16 protein-coding genes and 1 tRNA gene are annotated in these 18,264 nt (G+C 71.9%); 8 read left to right on the top strand and 9 right to left on the bottom strand.

Annotated features, from left to right (window positions below; genetic code table 11):
• Positions 1–114 precede the first annotated feature (114 nt).
• A complete protein-coding gene (locus LG278_RS15570; RefSeq protein ID WP_404388264.1) occupies positions 115–666 on the top strand; it encodes a YgjP-like metallopeptidase domain-containing protein in 552 nt (183 codons plus the stop codon).
• On the opposite strand, the gene LG278_RS15565 is transcribed toward LG278_RS15570, so the two are convergent.
• Both LG278_RS15565 and LG278_RS15560 read right to left on the bottom strand, forming a co-directional pair.
• Positions 653–1,216 (bottom strand): NUDIX hydrolase, encoded by a 564-nt coding sequence (locus LG278_RS15565; RefSeq protein ID WP_404388263.1) that lies wholly within the window; start codon positions 1,214–1,216, stop codon positions 653–655. The genes LG278_RS15570 and LG278_RS15565 overlap by 14 nt on opposite strands.
• Entirely contained in the window at positions 1,213–3,063 is a 1,851-nt protein-coding gene (locus LG278_RS15560; RefSeq protein ID WP_404388261.1) for a zinc-dependent metalloprotease, read from the bottom strand. Before LG278_RS15560 ends, LG278_RS15565 begins: the two co-directional genes overlap by 4 nt.
• Positions 3,064–3,224: 161 nt before the next feature.
• On the opposite strand from LG278_RS15560, the gene LG278_RS15555 reads away from it, so the two are divergent.
• Complete coding sequence (locus LG278_RS15555; RefSeq protein ID WP_404388259.1) at positions 3,225–3,689, top strand: molybdenum cofactor biosynthesis protein MoaE; 465 nt, start codon at positions 3,225–3,227, stop codon at positions 3,687–3,689.
• The gene (locus LG278_RS15550; RefSeq protein ID WP_404388257.1) at positions 3,686–4,825 is read left to right on the top strand and encodes a PDZ domain-containing protein; all 1,140 of its coding nucleotides are present in this window, start codon (positions 3,686–3,688) and stop codon (positions 4,823–4,825) included. Before LG278_RS15555 ends, LG278_RS15550 begins: the two co-directional genes overlap by 4 nt.
• Positions 4,826–4,861: 36 nt before the next feature.
• Here the strand turns inward: LG278_RS15550 and LG278_RS15545 are convergent, their stop codons facing one another.
• Positions 4,862–5,401, bottom strand: a complete 540-nt coding sequence (locus LG278_RS15545; protein WP_404393671.1) for a PPA1309 family protein — start codon at positions 5,399–5,401, stop codon at positions 4,862–4,864.
• A gap of 237 nt (positions 5,402–5,638) precedes the next feature.
• Between LG278_RS15545 and LG278_RS15540 the strand changes: the two genes are divergently transcribed.
• Entirely contained in the window at positions 5,639–8,671 is a 3,033-nt protein-coding gene (locus LG278_RS15540) for a UPF0182 family protein (protein WP_404388255.1), read from the top strand.
• Between the two features lie 140 nt (positions 8,672–8,811).
• Positions 8,812–8,888 (top strand) — tRNA-Met (locus tag LG278_RS15535).
• A 105-nt stretch (positions 8,889–8,993) separates the two neighbouring features.
• On the opposite strand, the gene LG278_RS15530 is transcribed toward LG278_RS15535, so the two are convergent.
• Entirely contained in the window at positions 8,994–9,521 is a 528-nt protein-coding gene (locus LG278_RS15530) for a MarR family winged helix-turn-helix transcriptional regulator (protein ID WP_404388253.1), read from the bottom strand.
• Between the two features lie 81 nt (positions 9,522–9,602).
• Between LG278_RS15530 and LG278_RS15525 the strand changes: the two genes are divergently transcribed.
• Entirely contained in the window at positions 9,603–9,791 is a 189-nt protein-coding gene (locus tag LG278_RS15525; RefSeq protein WP_404388251.1) for a hypothetical protein, read from the top strand.
• A gap of 31 nt (positions 9,792–9,822) precedes the next feature.
• Here LG278_RS15525 and LG278_RS15520 read toward each other — a convergent pair whose 3' ends face one another.
• On the bottom strand, positions 9,823–11,577 hold the full coding sequence (locus tag LG278_RS15520) for an aminotransferase class V-fold PLP-dependent enzyme (RefSeq protein WP_404388249.1): 1,755 nt from the start codon (positions 11,575–11,577) through the stop codon (positions 9,823–9,825).
• Between the two features lie 114 nt (positions 11,578–11,691).
• On the opposite strand from LG278_RS15520, the gene LG278_RS15515 reads away from it, so the two are divergent.
• Together LG278_RS15515 and LG278_RS15510 are read left to right on the top strand one after the other, a co-directional pair.
• On the top strand, positions 11,692–12,993 hold the full coding sequence (locus tag LG278_RS15515; RefSeq protein WP_404388248.1) for a M16 family metallopeptidase: 1,302 nt from the start codon (positions 11,692–11,694) through the stop codon (positions 12,991–12,993).
• Positions 12,990–14,387 (top strand): M16 family metallopeptidase, encoded by a 1,398-nt coding sequence (locus tag LG278_RS15510; protein ID WP_404388247.1) that lies wholly within the window; start codon positions 12,990–12,992, stop codon positions 14,385–14,387. Before LG278_RS15515 ends, LG278_RS15510 begins: the two co-directional genes overlap by 4 nt.
• A gap of 112 nt (positions 14,388–14,499) precedes the next feature.
• Here the strand turns inward: LG278_RS15510 and LG278_RS15505 are convergent, their stop codons facing one another.
• The 4 genes from LG278_RS15505 to aroA form a co-directional block, all read right to left on the bottom strand.
• Positions 14,500–15,030, bottom strand: a complete 531-nt coding sequence (locus LG278_RS15505) for a GNAT family N-acetyltransferase (RefSeq protein WP_404388246.1) — start codon at positions 15,028–15,030, stop codon at positions 14,500–14,502.
• The gene (gene hisN / locus LG278_RS15500; RefSeq protein ID WP_404388245.1) at positions 15,027–15,812 is read right to left on the bottom strand and encodes a histidinol-phosphatase; all 786 of its coding nucleotides are present in this window, start codon (positions 15,810–15,812) and stop codon (positions 15,027–15,029) included. Before hisN ends, LG278_RS15505 begins: the two co-directional genes overlap by 4 nt.
• Before the next feature lie 101 nt (positions 15,813–15,913).
• Positions 15,914–16,954, bottom strand: a complete 1,041-nt coding sequence (gene rsgA, locus LG278_RS15495) for a ribosome small subunit-dependent GTPase A (protein ID WP_404388244.1) — start codon at positions 16,952–16,954, stop codon at positions 15,914–15,916.
• Entirely contained in the window at positions 16,951–18,252 is a 1,302-nt protein-coding gene (gene aroA, locus LG278_RS15490) for a 3-phosphoshikimate 1-carboxyvinyltransferase (protein WP_404388243.1), read from the bottom strand. The genes rsgA and aroA overlap by 4 nt, the downstream gene beginning before the upstream one ends.
• Between the last annotated feature and the right edge of the window lie 12 nt (positions 18,253–18,264).

The raw sequence follows: 18,264 nt of genomic DNA, 5'->3' as shown, positions 1-18,264 counted from the left end.
CCCTGCTTGGCGCGCCAGCGCGACATGCGGTAGTACGCGCGAGCGGGCGCCGGTGCGGTGTGCGGGGCGGCGTGGGTCCGTGGCAGTGTCACCGGCGGGGCTTACCCTGCGGTCATGGCGACGTCGCGGCGCGAGGTGGTGCAGACGGTGGTCGACGGGGTCACCGTCGAGGTCCGCCGCAGCGCCAAGCGCCGCCGCACCGTGTCGGCCTACCGCCAGGAGGGGCGGCTCGTCGTGCTCGTGCCGGCCCGGATGAGCGCCGCCGAGGAGGGAGAGTGGGTGCGCACGATGGTCGCGCGCGTCGCGGCCTCCGAGCAGCGCCGGCAGCGCAGCGACGGCGACCTCGAGCGGCGAGCGCTCGAGCTCTCCCGCGACCACCTGGGCGGCCGAGCCGTGCCCTCGAGCGTGCGGTGGGTGTCCAACCAGAGCAGCCGCTGGGGGTCCTGCACGCCCGCCGAGGGCACCATCCGGTTGTCCGACAAGCTCCAGGGCATGCCGGCGTGGGTCGTCGACTACGTGCTGCTCCACGAGCTGGCACACCTGCTCCAGCCCGGCCACGGTCCCGAGTTCTGGCGGCTGATCGAGGGCTATCCCCGTCTGGAGCGGGCCCGGGGCTACCTCCACGGCGTCTCTGCGACCGCGGGACTCGACCTCAGCGACGACTGAGCCGCTGGGCGGCCCGGATGAGTGGCACGAGGACTGCGGGGGCGCCGTCGGGCAGACGGGCGGCGGGCCACCAGCGCACGTCGAGCGACTCCTCGCTCACGCTGTGCCCGGCGTCGGCCGGGGCGATCGCAGCGAAGCGCACGTCGAGGTGCTCACGGCAGCGACCGAACGACGCGGCGAGGGCGTGCCGGCTGAGGTCCACGATGTCGGGCAGGACGGTGAGCGAGTCGATGCCCGACTCCTCCAGCGCCTCGCGGGCGGCGCCGTGCCACACCGTGGCATCGCCCTCCTCGAAGTGCCCCCCGAACTGCAGCCACAGCCGTGCCTTGGGGTGGTGCGTGAGGAGCACGTGCTCACCGCTCTCGTCGAGCACGATGGCGCTGCCGGTCAGGTGCGCCGGCGGCCCCGACCGCGCCATCGCGTCGGGGTGCTCCGCGAGGTGGTGCAGGTAGTCGAGCCGCAGCCGCTCCTGGGCCTCCGAGGGCGCAGTCCACGTCGTCAGCCGAGTGATCGCGTCCTCGCGGAGCGAGAGGTATGCCGCCGAGGTCACTCCCGCTCGCCGGTGGACGGTCCGTCGGGGTCGGGTGTGTCGTCGCCGGGCCCGCGCGGACCGCCGGCGTCACGCTCGCGGTCGGCCTCCTCGAGGATGCTGCGCAGCACGGCGTCGAGGTCGTCACCCAGGCTGTCGCCGCTCGGCTCGGCCCCCGATCCGCCCGCTGCAGCGGCGCCCGAGACGGTCGCCTCGCCCGGGGCCGACGACTCCGCACCGGAGATCCGGCCGGTGCCGCCCGTCGCTCGCTGGACGTAGCCGATGGGGTCGTCGAGGTCGGCAGCGGTCGGCGCGAGGTCGGGGTGGGCCCAGCGGCTGTCTCGCAGGTCGGCGCCGCCGGCGTTCTCGAGCGCCGCCCACAGGTTGGCCGCATCACGCAGACGCCGCGGGCTCAGCTCGAGGCCGACGAGACCGGCGAAGGTCTTCTGCGCCGCGCCACCGACCCGGCGGCGGCGGATCGTCTCGGCGAGCGCCGCCGACTGGGGCAGATGGGTGGCGGTGGCCCGGTCGCTGACGTGGTCGACCCAGCCCTCGGCGAGCGCGAGCAGGGTCTCGAGGCGAGTGAGTGCCGCCTGCTGTGCAGGAGTCGGGTGCGGGCGGAAGAGGTTGCCCTGCAAGGCCCCGCGCAGGGCCTCGGGGTCGGAGGCGTCGATCGTCGTCAGGGCCGACTCGATGGCCTCCGTGTCGATCGTGATGTTGCGGGCGTAGTCGTCGACGGCCGAGAGTAGCTGCGGCCCGAGCCAAGGCACCTCGGAGAAGAGGCGCACCCGCGCCGCCTCGCGCACCGCGAGGTAGAGCCGCACCTGGGGCAGGTCGATCTCGAGTGACTGCGCCAGCGCTGCGACGTTGCCCGGGAGCAGCGCCACGAGGCCCGGCTCCGTCAGCGGGAGGCCGACCTCGGTCCCGCCGACGACCTCGGTCGCCAGCGTGCCGACGGCCTGGCCCAGCTGGGCGGAGAACATCTGCCGGCTGAGGTTGCCCAGCATCGGTGCCCACTGTTCCACCATGGACCGCGGGTCGAAGCCCTCGGGCAGGCCTGGGGGCAGGGCCTCGCCGAAGGCCTCGGGCCCGAGCTCGCCCATCTGCTTGCGCAGGGCGTCGGAGGTCGCCGCGGTGACGCCGTCGCTCACCGGCTCGATGAGCTCGAACCAGCGGGGCATCGTCGCCTCGACCCACTCGGCACGGGAGAGGCCGGTCGCCCGCCACGCGGGCGCCGCGAGGGTGGTCTGCTCGTCGAGCCACAGCGTGGCCACCGCGACGGCGTCGGCGACGGCCTGGGACGCGGCGGCGTCGTGCACGTCGTTGCCCTCGCTCGCCAGCACGTGCTTGCGCGCCACCTCGGTCGCGAGGTCGCGCGAGCCCGTCGGTGACTGCTGGGCCTGCATGAAGGTGCCGAGCTGGGCGCGCATCGCGGCCTGGGTCGCCGGGTCGGTGGGGTCGACGCCCATGCTGCGCATCATCTCGGCGAGCTCGGGGTTGTTGGCGGCCTCGCCGAGCACCTGCTCGAGCATCGCGCCGAGGTCGCCGCCGCCGAAGCCGGCCGGGCCACCCGGGCTGCCCATGCCTCCGAACCCGCCGAAACCGGGGAGGTCGGGCAGGCCCCCGAACGGGTCGGACGCGTCGTCGCGGCTGCCGCCGCGCAACGGCAGGCCGAAGGGGGAGTCCTTCGGGTCGCGCCGGGTCACGTCGTCGCCGCTGTCGCGGCCGGTGGCCGCTCCGGTCTCCTCGCCAGTCTGCTGGCCGGTCTGCTCGGCGTTCGTCTGCTCGCTGCCGGTCTGCTCGTCACCGGAATGCTCGTCGGGGCGCTGCTCGCCCTCGCTGCCGTCGGGCCCGCGGTCGTCCGCCATGTCAGCTCATCCCCACTCACCAGATGTGTCATCGTGCTACCACCAAGACAACCACGGATCGGCGTCGTTGGTTCCCCGGGTTCACGGCTCGCACAGGCAGGGGAGGGCCGTGGCCGGAGCGTGACGATGGCGAGCAGCGCCAGCCCTCTCGGCGGCATACGATGCTCGTCGTGACGGTCGCCCTTGCCGAGATCCGCGAGACACCCCTGTCGGTCGACGAGGTGCTCGCGAGCGTCACGGACCCCCGAGCCGGAGGCACGTGCCTCTTCGTCGGCACGGTGCGCGACCACGACGGCCCCCACGACGCACAGGGCGACGGCGCCGACGACGGCAACCGGGGCGTGAGCCACCTCGACTACTCGGCCCACCCGCAGGCGGGCGACGTCGCGCGTGCACTGGCCGACCGGCTCGCGGCCGAGGGCCGGGTCGTGCGGATCGCGGTCGTGCACCGTGTCGGCCACCTCGAGGTCGGCGACCTCGCCGTCGTCTGCGGGGTCAGCGCCGCTCACCGCGCCGAGGCCTTCGAGGTCTGCCGGGCGCTCATCGACGAGTTCAAGGCGACGGTGCCGATCTGGAAGCACCAGCAGTTCGCCGACGGGGGCGACGAGTGGGTGGGCCTTCCGTGAAGACGATCAAGCGCGTGCCCGACCAGCGCCCCGACGAGGGGTATGCCGCGTGGGACGGGGCCGTCGAGGGGGACCCGCGCACGGCTCGCCTGACGCTGGGCAACAAGATCACGCTGGGCCTCTTCTTCGCCCTTCTCGCGCTGCTCGTGGCCGGATCGCTCGTCAAGCTGCCCTATGCCGTGATGAGCCCCGGACCCACCGTCAACACCCTGGGTGACACCCCCGGCACCTCGACGCCGATCATCGCCGTCGACGGGCTGCCGACCTACCCCACCGACGGCGCCCTGAAGTTCACGACCGTGCGGGTGGAGGGTGGTCCGGGCTACCCGGTGGACGTCTGGGACGTGCTGCAGGCATGGGTCGACCCGTCGCGCGACGTCTTCCCGGTCGACGCCATCTTCGACCCCAACGTGTCGCAGGAGCAGGTCGCCGAGGAGAACGCCGTGCAGATGGAGGGCTCCCAGGAGGAGGCGACCGCTGTCGCGCTGCGCGCCCTCGGCAAGGAGGTGCCCACCTACGTCACGGTCGCCGGGCTGTCCCCGACGTCCAAGGCCAAGGGGCTGCTCGAGGTCAAGGACCGCTTCGTCACGGTGGGCTCCACCGAGATCACGACGGCCGACAGCCTGCGCGAAGCCCTCCAGAAGGTCGACCCCGGCGACCCGATCGAGCTGACCGTCGAGCGGGGCGGCAAGGACGTCACGGTCGACGTGCCCACCATCGAGGGCGCTGGCGGCCGCACCGCCCTCGGCATCGGCGTCGGCCTCACGCACGACTTCCCGGCGAAGGTCACCATCGACGCCGGCTCCGTCGGGGGACCCTCGGCGGGCCTGATGTTCTCCCTCGGCATCTACGACAAGCTGACCCCCGGCGGCCTCACCGGCAACCGTCAGGTGGCCGGCACCGGCACGATCGACGACGCGGGCAAGGTCGGGCCGATCGGCGGCATCAGGCAGAAGCTGGCCGGCGCGCGCGCCGGCGGCGCGGAGTTCTTCCTCGCACCAGCCCTCAACTGCCCCGAGGTCGTCGGCAGTGTGCCCGACGGGCTCGAGGTCTTCAAGGTCGCCACCTTCGACGAGGGTCGTGCCGCGGTCGAGGCGATCGCCAAGGGGCGCACGGGCGCCCTGCCCCGCTGCTGAACCGACCCGTTCGCACGAGCCGGCAGACCCGCAGGCTCAGTCCTCGAAGGTCGCCTGCAGGGCGGCGACGAGCCCCGGCGCGAGGTCGCGTCCCGTGGCCACCGCGTCGTCGGAGTCGTGCGCCCGCTGGCGCAGCAGACAGATAGAGGTGCCGTCGCGCAGCACGGCGACGAGCAGGCGCACGTCCTGGCGGTCGGGGTGAGCGGCCAGGTGGTCGACGGCCGCCTCGGGGCGCTCCGGGAGGTCACGCTCGGCGTCCGGGGGCACGACCATCCGCTCGATCGCGAAGGCGCACCCGTCGACCTCCGGCGGCCACGCGAGGCGCCCGAGCAGCGTCTCGAGCGAGCTCGTCGCCGGGAGGCCCTCCTGCTCGACCGCGCTCAGCGCGCCCTCGGCGAGGTCGGAGGTGCCCATCTGCCCGCGCAGGTGCGGCTCGCGGGCGAGCAGGTCGGCGGTGCGCACGAGGGCAAAGAGCCGCGGCGGCTGGTCCCAGCCGGCGGCCGCGACGTGGCGCTCCGCGTCGAGGGCGGCGATGGCGAGGGGGTCGGCGACCGGCTGCACGTTCACGGCACCCATGCTGCCGTATGCCGCGTGGCCCGGCCCCACGGCATACCGCAGCGGGTGGGGTCGAGGGGTCTCAGCCAGGGGTCGGCGCCGTGCTGGGCCCGTGCTGGACCCGTGCTCACGCTGCGTCACGTCGAGCGCTTGGTCACGGTGCGGCATCGGCCCGCTCTGACTCATGGGGAGCCGGGTTATGGTTGCGCCAGGCGGCCCCGGCCGCTCTCTCAGCCCGGCGACCACAAGGCACTCCACGTGAGCGACAGCAACTTCGGCCCCCCTCCGAGCAACTTCAACGACGGCGACGGCACCGGCGGACCCCCGCGGCGGGGCGACACGGCCACGCTGCCACCGACGCGCAAGCCGCTCGTCACGGCACTCGTCGTCGCCGGTGTGCTCGTCGTCCTGCTCGGCATCGCGGCACAGTTCTGGACCGAGGTGCTCTGGTACCAGTCCGTCGACTTCTCCGGAGTCTTCAGCACCCAGATCATCACCAAGGTGGTCCTCGGTGTCATTGGGGGTCTGCTGACCGCCGCCGTGGTCTGGTCGAGCATCCACGTCGCCTACCGCAACCGGCCGATCTACGCGCCCTCGCCCGACACCCAGGCGATGGAGCACTACCGCGAGCTCGTCGAGCCGATGCGTCGCACCGCGACGATCGCCGCTCCGCTCGCCATCGGGCTCTTCGCCGGGCTCTCGGCCGCGACGCAGTGGGACACCTTCCTGCTGTGGCGCAACGGCACTCCCTTCGGCACCACCGACCCTGAGTTCGGCCTCGACATCGGCTTCTTCGTCTTCGACCTGCCGTGGATCAACTTCGTCGTCGCCTTCCTCACGATGGTCCTCGTCATCGGCTTCATCACCGCCGCCTTCACGCACTACCTCTACGGCGGCATCGTGGCGGGGCAGAAGATGCGCTCGACGCAGGCGGCCCGGGTGCACCTGTCGGTCATCGCGGCTGCCCTCGTGCTCGTGCGCGCTGTGGCCTTCTGGATCGACCGCTACAACCTCGCGACGGCGCAGTCGACGCGGATGACCGGCATCCAGTACACCGAGGCGCACGCCGTCATCCCGACCAAGGGCATCCTCGCGATCGCCGCGGTGATGTGCGCGGTGATGTTCATCGTGACGATCTGGACCCGGTCCTGGCGGCTGCCGCTCGTCGGCGTCGCCGTGCTCGCGGTCATCGTCGTCGCCGTCGGTGGCATCTACCCGGCTCTCGTCCAGTCGCTCAAGGTCGGGCCGTCGGAGAAGTCGCTCGAGGTGCCCTACATCCAACGCAACATCGATGCGACGCAAATCGCCTACGGCTTCAACGCCGTCAAGGTCGACTCCTACGACACCAACACGGTCGCGGCCCCCGGCGCGCTGCGCGACGATGCCGCCACGGTGCCGGGCATCCGCCTCATCGACCCCAACGTCGTCAGCCCCACCTTCAAGCAGCTCGAGGCGAGCAAGGGCTACTACCAGTTCGCCGACGTGCTCGACGTCGACCGCTACGTCATCGACGGTGAGCCGACCGACACCGTCATCGCCGCCCGTGAGCTCGACCTCAGCGGCGTGCCCGACGGGCAGCGCAACTGGCTCAACGACCACACCGTCTACACCCACGGCTACGGCGTCGTGGCCGCCAAGGGCAACACCCGCGAGGACGACGGCCGCCCGAGCTTCTTCGAGTCGCAGATCGGCTCGGAGGGCAAGCTCGGCAAGTACGAGCCGCGCATCTACTTCGGCGAGCAGTCGCCTGAGTACTCCATCGTCGGCGGCGACAAGAAGGAGTTCGACTACCCGGACCCCGAGGGCACGGGGCAGATCACCTACACCTACCAGGGCGCGGGTGGCGTCGAGCTCGACGCCGTCAAGCGGATGGCCTACGCGATCAAGTACCGCGAGATCAACTTCCTGCTCTCCGACGCGGTCACCAACGACTCGCGCATCCTCGACCACCGCACGCCGCGCGACCGCGTGCAGCGGGTGGCCCCGTGGCTGACGCTTGACGGCAACGCCTACCCGGCCGTCGTCGACGGCAGGGTGCTGTGGATCCTCGACGGCTACACGACGTCGGCCAACTACCCCTACTCCGAGACGACGACCCTCGACCAGGCCACCGAGGACTCGGTCACGAGCGTGCGCCAGTCGGTGCGCGCCGTGCAGGCCGGCAAGGTCAACTACGTGCGCAACTCCGTCAAGGCCACGGTCGACGCCTACGACGGCACCGTGATGCTCTACCAGTGGGACGAGGCCGACCCCGTGGTCAAGGCCTGGATGTCGATCTTCCCCGGCACCGTGAAGCCGCTGGCCGACATCAAGGGCTCGCTCATGGAGCACCTGCGCTACCCCGAGGACCTCTTCAAGGTGCAGCGCCAGCTCCTGCAGAAGTACCACGACACCGACGCCGCCTCCTTCTACGGTGGTCAGAACTTCTGGCGCGTGCCCGACGACCCGACGCAGCAGGGCGTCGACCTGCTCCAGCCGCCCTACTACCTCTCGCTCGCGATGCCCGGGCAGGAGGAGCCCGCCTTCTCGCTGACCTCGACCTTCATGCCCGTGGGTGACCGCAACGTGCTGACCGGATTCCTCGCCGTCGACGGCGACGCCGGCAACACGACCGGCAAGAAGGCCGCCGGCTACGGCACGATGCGTCTGCTCGAGACGACCGGAGGCACGGTCAACGGCCCGGGGCAGGTCTACAACGACATGCGCAGCTCGGCTGTCTCCTCGAAGGACCCGGAGCTGCCGACGACGCTCGCCCAGTACATCGGCACGACCTCCAACAACGGCAACGTCGTCATCTTCGGCAACCAGCTGACCCTGCCGGTCGGCGGCGGTCTGCTCTACGTCCAGCCGATCTACTCCCAGGCCCGCTCGGCGTCGGGCACCTATCCGCGACTCGTCGCAGTGGCGGTCGCCTTCGGCAACAAGATCGCCTGGGCGGGGTCGCTCGACGGGGCGCTCAACGACCTCTTCGGGGGCTCCTCGGGTGCCTCGGCCGGTGACACGGGCACCAACACGCCTGCGACGCCGACACCCGGTTCGACAGGCACGCCGACCACGACCCCGACCCCCTCGGGCACGGCGACGGCCACACCGAGTCCCGCGGGCACTCCCAACGCCGCGGCGCTGGCACAGGCGCTCAAGGATGCCGAGGCGGCGTACGCCGAGGGCGAGGCCGCGCTGAAGCGCGGCGACTTCGCGGCCTACGGTGCGGCGCAGACCAAGCTGAAGGACGCGCTCGCGCGGGCCGTCGACGCCTCGCCGCAGGGCGCTGTGCCGACCACCGCCCCCTGACAGCAGGCTGGCCTCTCGTTGTGCTGGTGCGTGGATCACGCACCAGCACAACGAGATCCGGTCTCGGGCAACGTCCGCACGTGGTGCGGGCACCTCGATTTGGTGTCTGCGGAGGATTCGCGTAACGTTGCTCTTGCCGACGCGGGGTGGAGCAGCTCGGTAGCTCGCCGGGCTCATAACCCGGAGGTCGCAGGTTCAAATCCTGCCCCCGCTACCAATCGCAAGGCAGACGAAGGGCCCCAGAGAGATCTGGGGCCCTTCGTCATGTCACGGGCTGCCGGTGGAGCCCCCGTCTCGCCGTCTCGCCGTCTCGCCGTCTCGCTCAGGCTGGCTCGTCCGGCCGGGATGCGGCGATGACGCGCGTCAACGACGCGTGCAACTGCTGGAGCTGCGCGACCTCCATGCCGAGGCGCTCGATGATCTGGGGCGGCACGAGCAGCGCCTGGGCGCGCAGGTCGGCCCCCCGCGGCGTGAGGGTCACCTGCAGGGCCCGGTCGTCGTGGGGGTGGCGCTCGCGCGCGACGAGACCGGCGGCCTCGAGGCGCTTGACGAGGGGGGAGACGGTGGCGGGCTCGAGACTCAGCAGGTCGCCGATCTCCTTCTGGGTGAGCGGGGCCCGCTCCCACAGCGCCAGCATGACGAGGTACTGCGGGTGGGTGAGGCCCATCGGCTCGAGGACCGGTCGGTAGAGACCGATGACGTTGCGTGCGGCGACGGCGAGCGCGAAGCAGACCTGCTGGTCGAGGCGCAGCAGGTCGTCGGGGTAGTGGCCGTCCACCGCGTGCGACGGGCCGGCCGAGTCGGACCGTTCCGACCGGTCGGCACGGTCGGCTGATCGGGGCGGGCTCATGTGGGCGTCCTCCTGGTTGCTCCTCGCAGGATAGTATGTGCACTAACCATTTGTGCACCGATGACAGCAAGGTGGCTCGACATGACCCGATCCTCTCGTGGCGAAGGGCTCTCACTCGCCTACCGGTTGGGCTACCGGCTGCGCCTCGCCGCCCTCACCCTGCTCGGGCCGGCGGAGCTCGAGGAGCACAACGACCCCAAGGCCAAGCTGCGCCGGGAGCGCGAGCGCAAGGTCGCGGCCGCCCGGGCCCGGCGCGACGCACGCACCTGAGCGGACCCGCGGCTCCGGTTGAGGCGCAGGTTCAGGCTCGGGCTCCGGTGGGAGCGGTCGCGGCGCGGTGCAGGCTCGTCGCAGGCAGGTCGAACCACCTCAGGTGGTCGAAGTCCGTGTTGACGCTCGCCTCGGGGCAGGAGGCCGGTGAGGCGGCGGCCAGGATCCGGCGCCCCTGCTCCAGATGGTCGGCCAGCACCTCCTCGCCGGCGCGGTCGTGCTGCTGGGGGTAGTGCAGGCCCTGCGCATCGAAGCCGACCTGACGCAGTCTGAGCGGCGGCTCCACCGGGCCGTTGCGGTGGCGCCAGAGCCCGCTCGTCGCGTCGAAGTCGTAGTCGCCGAGCAGTCGCCACCCCTCGCGAGCGACGAGGCGCACCGCCTCGATGACGTAGTCGGCGACGGTATCGGAGATGAAGTAGTTGAAGTTGACGCGGACCCACCCCGGCTTGATGCCCTCGCAGCCCCGCCCGATCTCGCGCTCGAACTCCTGGGAGCGCTCGAGGTCGATGCCGAGCAGTGCGTGGCCGTAGGGGCCGGCGCACGAGCAGCCCCCGCGGGCCTGGATGCCGAAGAGGTCGTTGAGCAGGGAGACGACGAAGTTGTGGTGCAGGTGGCGACCGCCGGTGGTCCGCACCGTGAAGGAGACGATCGAGAGCCGCTCGGCGGCGAGGTTGCCGAGGATCTCTATGGTGGGCTCCTGCTCCCAGGCCTCCACGGCCCGGCGGAGGAAGACCGCTTCGCGGGCGCGGATCGTCGGCACGCCGACCGCCTGCTTGAGCTTGAAGACGAGGCCGGCACGGATCGCCTCGATGATGGCGGGCGTGCCGCCTTCCTCGCGGTGGGCCGGGTCGGTCAGGTAGTCGTGCGCGGTGGGGTTGACGAAGGCCACGGTGCCGCCGCCCGGCACGTCCGGCACCCGGTTGGTGAGCAGCTCGCGGCGCACGACGAGGACCCCGGGAGTGCTGGGGCCGCCGATGAACTTGTGGGGGCTGAGGAAGACGGCGTCCTTGTAGGCCGCGGGGTCGGCCACGCCGCGTCCACCCTCGCCGTACATCTCGATGTCGACATAGGGCGCCGCGGCCGCGAAGTCCCAGAACGCAAGCGCTCCGTGCTCGTGCAGGAGCGTCGAGATCCTGTCGGTGTCAGTGACGATGCCCGTGACATTGCTTGCGGCAGAGAAGGATCCGATGACCAGGGGGCGAGCGGCATACTCCTCCAAACGCGCTCGGAGCACGTCGAGGTCAATGTGACCGTCGAGGTCCTGGGGGATCACCACGACGTCTGCCACGCACTCACGCCACATCACCTCGTTGGAGTGGTGCTCGTAGGGTCCGATGAAGATGACGGGCCGCTGGTCTGCAGGCACGAGCGCTGCAGCGTGCCAACGGTCCTCGAAGTTCGACGGGACGCGGAGGCCCAGGATGCCGACGAGCTTGTCGATGGCGCCCGTGCACCCCGACCCGGCGAACACGACGATCGTCTCGTCGTCGCCGCCCACTGCGTCGCGGATCTCGCGCCGAGCATCCTCACGCAGCCGTGTCGTCTGCAGACCCGTGCCGGAGCTCTCGGTGTGGGTGTTGGCGTAGCGAGGCAGCACCTCGTCGCGGATGAAGTCCTCGATGAAGCCGAGTGCGCGCCCGGAGGCGGTGTAGTCGGCGTACGTGACACGGCGCGGGCCGTAGGGGCCCTGCATGACCTGGTCGTCACCGATCACGCTGTCGCGGATCAGGGAGAGCAGGTCGTCAGAGGTGGTAGCGCCCGAGGCGGAGGGGTCGGTCGGGGTCATCCCCACAGCATACCGCTGGTGATGATAAACAAAATTTGCATAACGCCTGCTTATTCGAGCCATTTCGGGGCGCGAGGCGGGAAGGGACGATGGACGTCGCATAGGGTCGATCGCGTGACTGCGATCTCCTATCCCCTCGTCGAGCGCACGCTCGCCAACGGGTTGCGCGTCATCGTCTCTGAGGACCACACGGCACCCAACGTCGCCGTCAACCTCTGGGTCGGTGTCGGCTCCCGCCACGAGAGCCCCGGCCGCACCGGCCTCGCGCACCTGTTCGAGCACCTGATGTTCCAGGGCAGCCGCAACGTCGCGTCGGGGGAGCACTTCTCGGCCCTGATGGACCAGGGCGCCCGGCTCAACGCGACGACGTGGTTCGACCGCACCAACTACTTCGAGACCGTGCCCACGGGGGCCCTGGAGCTCGCGCTCTGGCTCGAGGCGGACCGGCACGGTCACCTCCTCGACGCCGTGACGCAGGAGAACCTCGACAACCAGCGCGACGTCGTCAAGGAGGAGAAGCGCCAGCGCTACGACAACGTGCCCTACGGCGCGGCTCTCATCGACATCTACGCGACCGTCTTCCCCGACGGCCACCCGTACCACCACCCGACGATCGGCTCGATGGAGGACCTCGACGCCGCGACGCTCGAGGACGTGCACGCCTTCTTCCGGTCGCACTACGGCCCCAACAACACCGTGCTGACCCTCGTCGGCGACATCACCCCGGACGAAGGCTTCGCAGCCGCAGAGAAGTACTTCGGGCACCTGCCGTCGATCGAGCTCCCGACCCGGCCGAGGCACGCGCAGCTGCCCCCCATCAAGGGCCCGCTGCGCGTCGACCGCGTGGGTGAGGTGCCCAACGACCGCCTCTACGTCGCCTTCCGCCTGCCCGTCGACACGACGCCCGACTACCTCGCCTGCCAGGTGGCCGTCGACGTGCTGGGTGGCCTGTCGAGCAGCCGGCTCATGCACCGTCTCGTGCGCACCGACGAGACCGCTGTGGCCGTGGGCGGCTGGACGATGGGTCTCGTCGACGGGGTGGGCCTGGGCGCCTTCACGGTCGATGTGTCGGCCGGGGCCGACCCCGACGAGGTCGAGCAGGCGCTCTGCGAGGAGATCGAGCGCTTCGTCGCCGACGGCCCGGACGAGGCCGAGCTCGAGTCGGTGATCGCCGACACCGAGCGCTCCTGGCTGAGCGCGCTCGCGAGCATCGAGGAGCGGGCCGACCACATCAGCCACCACGCCCTGCTGACGTGCGACCCCGACTACGTCAACACCTACGTCGACCGCCTCCGTCAGGTGCGGGCCGACGACGCCCGGGCCGCGGCTGCCGCCTGGCTCGACCCCGGCTCCCGAGCCGTCGTGCGCTACCTCTCCGACACGAGTGGTCGCGACGAGGAGGGGGAGGCCGCATGACCGCCGTCGCCCGCCCCGTCGTCGCGCCCCCCGAGCCCTGGGACTTCCCGCACGCCAGCACGCACGACCTCCCCAACGGATTGCGGCTGCTCACCTACGACGTCCCGGGCCAGTACGTCCTCTCGCTGCGTCTCGGCCTGCCCATCTCGCTGCGCGACGAGCCCCGTGACCGCGAGGGCGTCGCGACGATCATGGCCCGCTCCCTCGACGAGGGCACGCAACGCTGGTCGGCCGAGGAGTTCGCCCGACTGCTGGAGCGCAAGGGCGTGAGCTTCGGGGCGGGGATCACCGACGCCGGGCTCTCGCTCGACCTTGACGTGGTCAAGGGCAACCTCGAGCCGGCTCTCGACCTGCTGCGCCAGATCGTCACCGAGCCCGCCTTCCCCGAGACGGAGGTCGCTCGGCAGGTGCGCACACGGCTCGCCGAGATCGACCAGGAGAGAGCGGTGCCCGCGGCCCGCGCCGGACTCGAGTTCGTGCGCACGTTCTATGCCGCCGACGACCGGTCGTCGCGACCCACCGGCGGGTCGCGCGCGACGGTGGCCCCGATCACCCGCGCCGACGTCGCGGCGTTCCACGAGGAGCACGTCGTCGCCGCGGGCGTGACGATGGTCGTCGCAGGCGATCTCGCTGGCCTCGACGTGCCCGCGCTCGTCGGGACCGCGCTCGGCGGCTGGGGGAGCGGTGGGCGCGAGCGGGCCCGCTTCCTCGATCGCCGCGCGAGGCTCGCCGGTGACCGTTCGCGCATCGTCCTGGTGTCGCGCCCCGGCTCGGTGCAGACCGAGATCATGGTCGGCGCCCCGGGGCCCGACCGCTCCGTCGACGGCGGCTGGGCGCCCTACCCGGTGCTCGGTTTCGTGCTCGGTGGCTCGCCGACGGCTCGCGTCGACGCGGTGCTGCGCGAGGAGAAGGGCTACACCTACGGCATCCGCTCGAGCTTCCGGCCGAGGCGTGCCGGAGGTCTCTTCCTCACGTCCGGCTCCGTGCGCGCGGACTCCACGGTGGAGTCACTGCGGCTGCTCGTCGAGCTCCTCGAGAGCGGGGCAACGGGCTTCTCCGACAAGGAGATCCGCTCCGGTGTCGACTTCATCAGCAAGACCGCCCCGGGCCGCTACGCGACGGCGGACGCCATCGCCGACGAGGCCGTCAGCATGGCCCTCGACGGACGCACGACCGAGTTCGTGACGAGCAACCTGCGCGACCTGCGCACCGTCGACGCACCGCGCGTCGACGCGGCATACGCCCGCTTCGCCGCAGGCGCCGGCATCGGTGACGGATCGCGACCGGGTGCCGGCTGGACGATCGCCCTCGTCGGCGACGCCGACGCCCATCTCGAGGAGATCAGGGCCCTGGGCCTCGGCGAGGTGACGGTCGTGCGCGACGACCAGGCCTGACCCCCACCGCGCCCCGACGACCCCGGGTCAAGGTGATGCTGGGCGGCACGTGACCTCCGGGATCACCTCGAACCGGGCGTGGGGGGTGGGGCGCGCGGGTGGGGGCGGTGTGTCAGAGGCGGCGCTCGAGGACGTAGTCGTCCTCGTAGGTGCCGCCGACGAGGAAGCGCTTCGTGCCGACGCGGACGAAGCCGCTCTTGGCATAGAAGCGCTGTGCCCGCTCGTTCTGCTGGTTGACGCCGAGCCACGTGCCGGCGGCGCCGACCGACGCGGCCCACTCGAGCGAGGCCGCCATGAGCAGCGCCGCCGCCCCGGTGCCGTGCGCCGCCGGGAGGACGTAGATCTTGCTCAGCTCGACGGTGGGGTGCAGCGTGAGCGCTGCGCGCACGTCGGCGTCCTGCGGCTCGCCGCGCACGAGCATCGCATAGCCCAGGGGTATGCCGTCCTGCTCGGCGAGCAGCAGGCGCCGGTCGGGATCGCTGACGTAGCCGTCGAACCGACCCGCCGACAGCACCTCCGCGACGAAGGCGTCGACCCGGTCCTGGGTCATGCCCGGCGGGCAGGCGAGGGCGAACGTGGCGGCGGCGACCTCGGCCAGCTCGGGCACGTCGCCCGGCCCGGCGACTCTGACGATCACGTTCACGGCAGCCCGATCCTCGCGAGCACCTCGTCGTGGAGCAGGCCGTTGGTGGCGAGCGCATTGCCGCTCCAGCACCCCTCGCGTCCGTCGAGCCCCGTGAAGCGGCCGCCGGCCTCCTGCACGATGGCGACGAGCGCTGCCATGTCGTGCACCGCGAGCTCGGGCTCGGCAGCGATGTCGACCGCGCCCTCGGCCACGAGCATGTAGGACCAGAAGTCGCCGTAGGCGCGGCTGCGCCAGCAGTCGTCCATCAGCTCGAGCACCTGTGCGCCCCGGCCACGCTCGCGCCACCCGCCGAGGGAGGAGTAGGACATCGAGGCGTCGGCGAGGGTGCTCACCTTCGACACGGAGAGGCGGTGCGCCGACGACAGCGACCGGCCCGACCAGGCGCCCGACCCCACCGCGGCCCACCACCGTCGCTGCAGCGCGGGCGCCGCGACGAGCCCCAGCACCGGCACCTCGTCGACGACGAGACCGATGAGCGTGGCCCACACGGGGACGCCCCGCACGAAGTTCTTCGTGCCGTCGATGGGGTCGACGAGCCAGCGTCGCGACCCGTGGCCGGTCGTGTCGAACTCCTCGCCCTGCACGACGTCGCGAGGACGGGTTCGCTTCAGCTGCAGGCGGATCAGCTCCTCGGCAGCGCGGTCGGCGTCGGTCACGGGCGTGAGGTCCGGCTTGCTCTCGACCACGAGGTCGTCGGCGCGGAAGCGTGCGGTCGTCACCCGCTCGACAGCGTCGGCGAGGACGTGGGCCAGACGCAGGTCGTCGTCGTAGGAGGTCACCGGGTCAACCTATCGCCGCCGACGTGGCCGGACGGTGGCGACGTGCCACCGTGCCACCGTGTCACCGAGGCGGCACGGCGCACGTCACGCGACGGCATACCTCAGTAGTGGTCGTCGGTGCTCGACCGGCTGCTGAGCAGGCGGCGCAGCGAATCGAGCCGGCTCCTGCCCGAGGGTCCCGCGTGGCCGTCCTCCACCCAGGCGTCGAGGGCGCACTCCTCCTCGTCGTGCGTGCACCCGCGCGGGCAGTTGTCGGTGCCGGCGGCGAGGTCGGGGAAGTGGTCGATGATGTGGTCGACGTCGATGTGGGCCAGGCCGAAGGACCGAATGCCGGGGGTGTCGATGACCCACCCGTCGGCGTCGTCGGGCAGCCGCAGGGCGACGGCGTTGGTCGACGTGTGCCTGCCCCGCCCCGTCGTGTCGTTGACGACCCCGACCGCTCGCAGCGCTCCCGGCACCAACGCGTTGACGAGGGTGCTCTTGCCGACGCCCGAGTGGCCGACGAGCACTGACACTCGTCCTGCGAGGCGCTCGCGCAGGTCCTCGACGCCCACCACCTCGCCGTCGCGGCGGGACGTCACGACGTGCTCGACCTCGAGCGGGGTGTACTGCGAGAGGAAGGGCGACGGGTCGACGAGGTCGGCCTTGGTCAGGGCCAGCAGCGGCACGAGATCGGCGTCGTAGGCGGCGACGAGGCAGCGGTCGACCATGCGTGGTCGCGGCTCGGGGTCGGCGAGGGCGGTGACGATCACGAGCTGGTCGGCGTTGGCGACGATGATGCGCTCGAAGGGGTCGGTGTCGTCGGCGGTGCGGCGCAGCACGGAGCGGCGCTCCTCGATCCGCACGATGCGGGCGAGGGCATCGGGCCCCCCGGCGAGGTCTCCGACCAGGGCCACGTCGTCACCGACGACGACCCGGGTCCGGCCGATCTCACGCGCCTTCATCGCCGTGACGACGCGCTCGGGCTCCTTCTTGCCGAGAGCGCCCTTGGGCACGAGGCAGGTGTAGCGGCCGCGGTCGACGCCGATGACCATGGCGATGATCGCATCGGCGTGAGCGGGTCGCTCCTTGGTGCGGGGCCTCGATCCCTTGCGGCTCGGGCGCACCCGGATGTCGCCCTCGTCGAGGTCCCGCCAGCTCATCGCGGCAGCACCACGGCAGCGGTGCCGTCGAGCATCGTGCGCCACAGGCCGACGAAGTCCGGGAGCGTCTTGGCCGTCGTCTCGACGTTCTCGACGACCACCCCGGGCACGCGCAGGCCGAGCACCGCGCCGGCCGTCGCCATGCGGTGGTCGTGGTAGGTGCGCACCCGGCCGCCGTGCAGGGGCGCCGGGGTGATGCGCAGCCCGTCGTCGGTCTCGATGACGGAGCCGCCGAGACCGTTGAGCTCTGCGGTGAGGGCGGCGAGGCGGTCGGTCTCGTGGCCGCGGATGTGAGCCACCCCCCGGATCCACGTGGGGGTCGAGGCGAGCGCGGCCAGGGCCGCGACGGTGGGGGTCAGCTCGGCCGCGTCGTGCAGGTCGATGTCGATGCCGACGAGCTCACCGCTGCCCGTCACGGTGAGGCCGGAGCGGTCGAGCCGCACGTCGGCGCCCATCGTGTCGAGGATCTCGCGCAGCAGGTCGCCGGCCTGCGTCGTGTGCTGCGGCCAGCCGGGCACCCGCACGGTGCCGCCCGCGACGAGCGCAGCGGCGACGAAGGGCCCGGCGTTGGACAGGTCGGGCTCGACCGACACGTCGAGGGCGTTGATCTCCGACGGCTCGACGCGCCACGTGTTGGGCTCGCTGTCATCGACGATCGCGCCCGCGTCGCGCAGGGTCTCGACCGTCATGAGGATGTGCGGCTCGCTCGGCACCGGCTTGCCGTCGTGGTGCACGGTGACGCCCTCGTCGTAGCGCGCCCCGGCGAGCAGCAGGGCGGAGATGAACTGCGACGACGCCGACGCGTCCATCGTCACCGAGCCTCCGGTGACGCGACCTCGACCGCGCACGGTGACCGGGAGGTGGCCTGCCCCGTCGTCGTCGATGTCGACACCCAGGCTGCGCAACGCGTCGACCACCGGACCCATCGGCCGCACCCGGGCCTGGGGGTCGCCGTCGATGACGACCGGTCCGTCGGCGAGCGCTGCCACGGCCGGCAGGAAGCGCATCACCGTGCCGGCGAGGCCGCAGTCGATGCGCGTGTCACCGCCGAGCACCTCCGGCGGGCTGATGACCCAGTCGTCCACCGCACCCGCGACCGCTTCACCCTCGGGCGGCACGTCGTCGATGCGGACCCCGAGCCCTCGCAGGGCCTGGGCCATGAGCAGGGTGTCGCGCGACCGCAGCGGCGCCCGAAGCCGCGAGCGGTCGGACGCGAGGGCCGCGAGCACGAGGTAGCGGTTGGTCAGCGACTTGCTGCCCGGCAGTGCGACCGTGGCGTCGAGGGGGCCGTCCGCCACCGGGGCGGGCCA

This window comes from Humibacillus xanthopallidus, from assembly GCF_044793955.1.
GTDB lineage: Bacteria > Actinomycetota > Actinomycetes > Actinomycetales > Dermatophilaceae > Humibacillus > Humibacillus xanthopallidus_C.
The sequence above is the reverse complement of the archived record's forward strand: the minus strand, read 5'-3'. Positions and strand labels throughout refer to the sequence as shown.

Coding starts and splice junctions, on each gene's coding strand:
- LG278_RS15570 (WP_404388264.1), top strand. CDS start 115: ATGGCGACGTCGCGGCGCGAGGTGGTGCAGACGGTGGTCGACGGGGTC.
- LG278_RS15560 (WP_404388261.1), bottom strand. CDS start 3,063: ATGGCGGACGACCGCGGGCCCGACGGCAGCGAGGGCGAGCAGCGCCCC.
- LG278_RS15555 (WP_404388259.1), top strand. CDS start 3,225: ATGCTCGTCGTGACGGTCGCCCTTGCCGAGATCCGCGAGACACCCCTG.
- LG278_RS15545 (WP_404393671.1), bottom strand. CDS start 5,401: ATGGGTGCCGTGAACGTGCAGCCGGTCGCCGACCCCCTCGCCATCGCC.
- LG278_RS15530 (WP_404388253.1), bottom strand. CDS start 9,521: ATGAGCCCGCCCCGATCAGCCGACCGTGCCGACCGGTCGGAACGGTCC.
- LG278_RS15525 (WP_404388251.1), top strand. CDS start 9,603: ATGACCCGATCCTCTCGTGGCGAAGGGCTCTCACTCGCCTACCGGTTG.
- LG278_RS15520 (WP_404388249.1), bottom strand. CDS start 11,577: ATGACCCCGACCGACCCCTCCGCCTCGGGCGCTACCACCTCTGACGAC.
- LG278_RS15510 (WP_404388247.1), top strand. CDS start 12,990: ATGACCGCCGTCGCCCGCCCCGTCGTCGCGCCCCCCGAGCCCTGGGAC.
- rsgA (WP_404388244.1), bottom strand. CDS start 16,954: ATGAGCTGGCGGGACCTCGACGAGGGCGACATCCGGGTGCGCCCGAGC.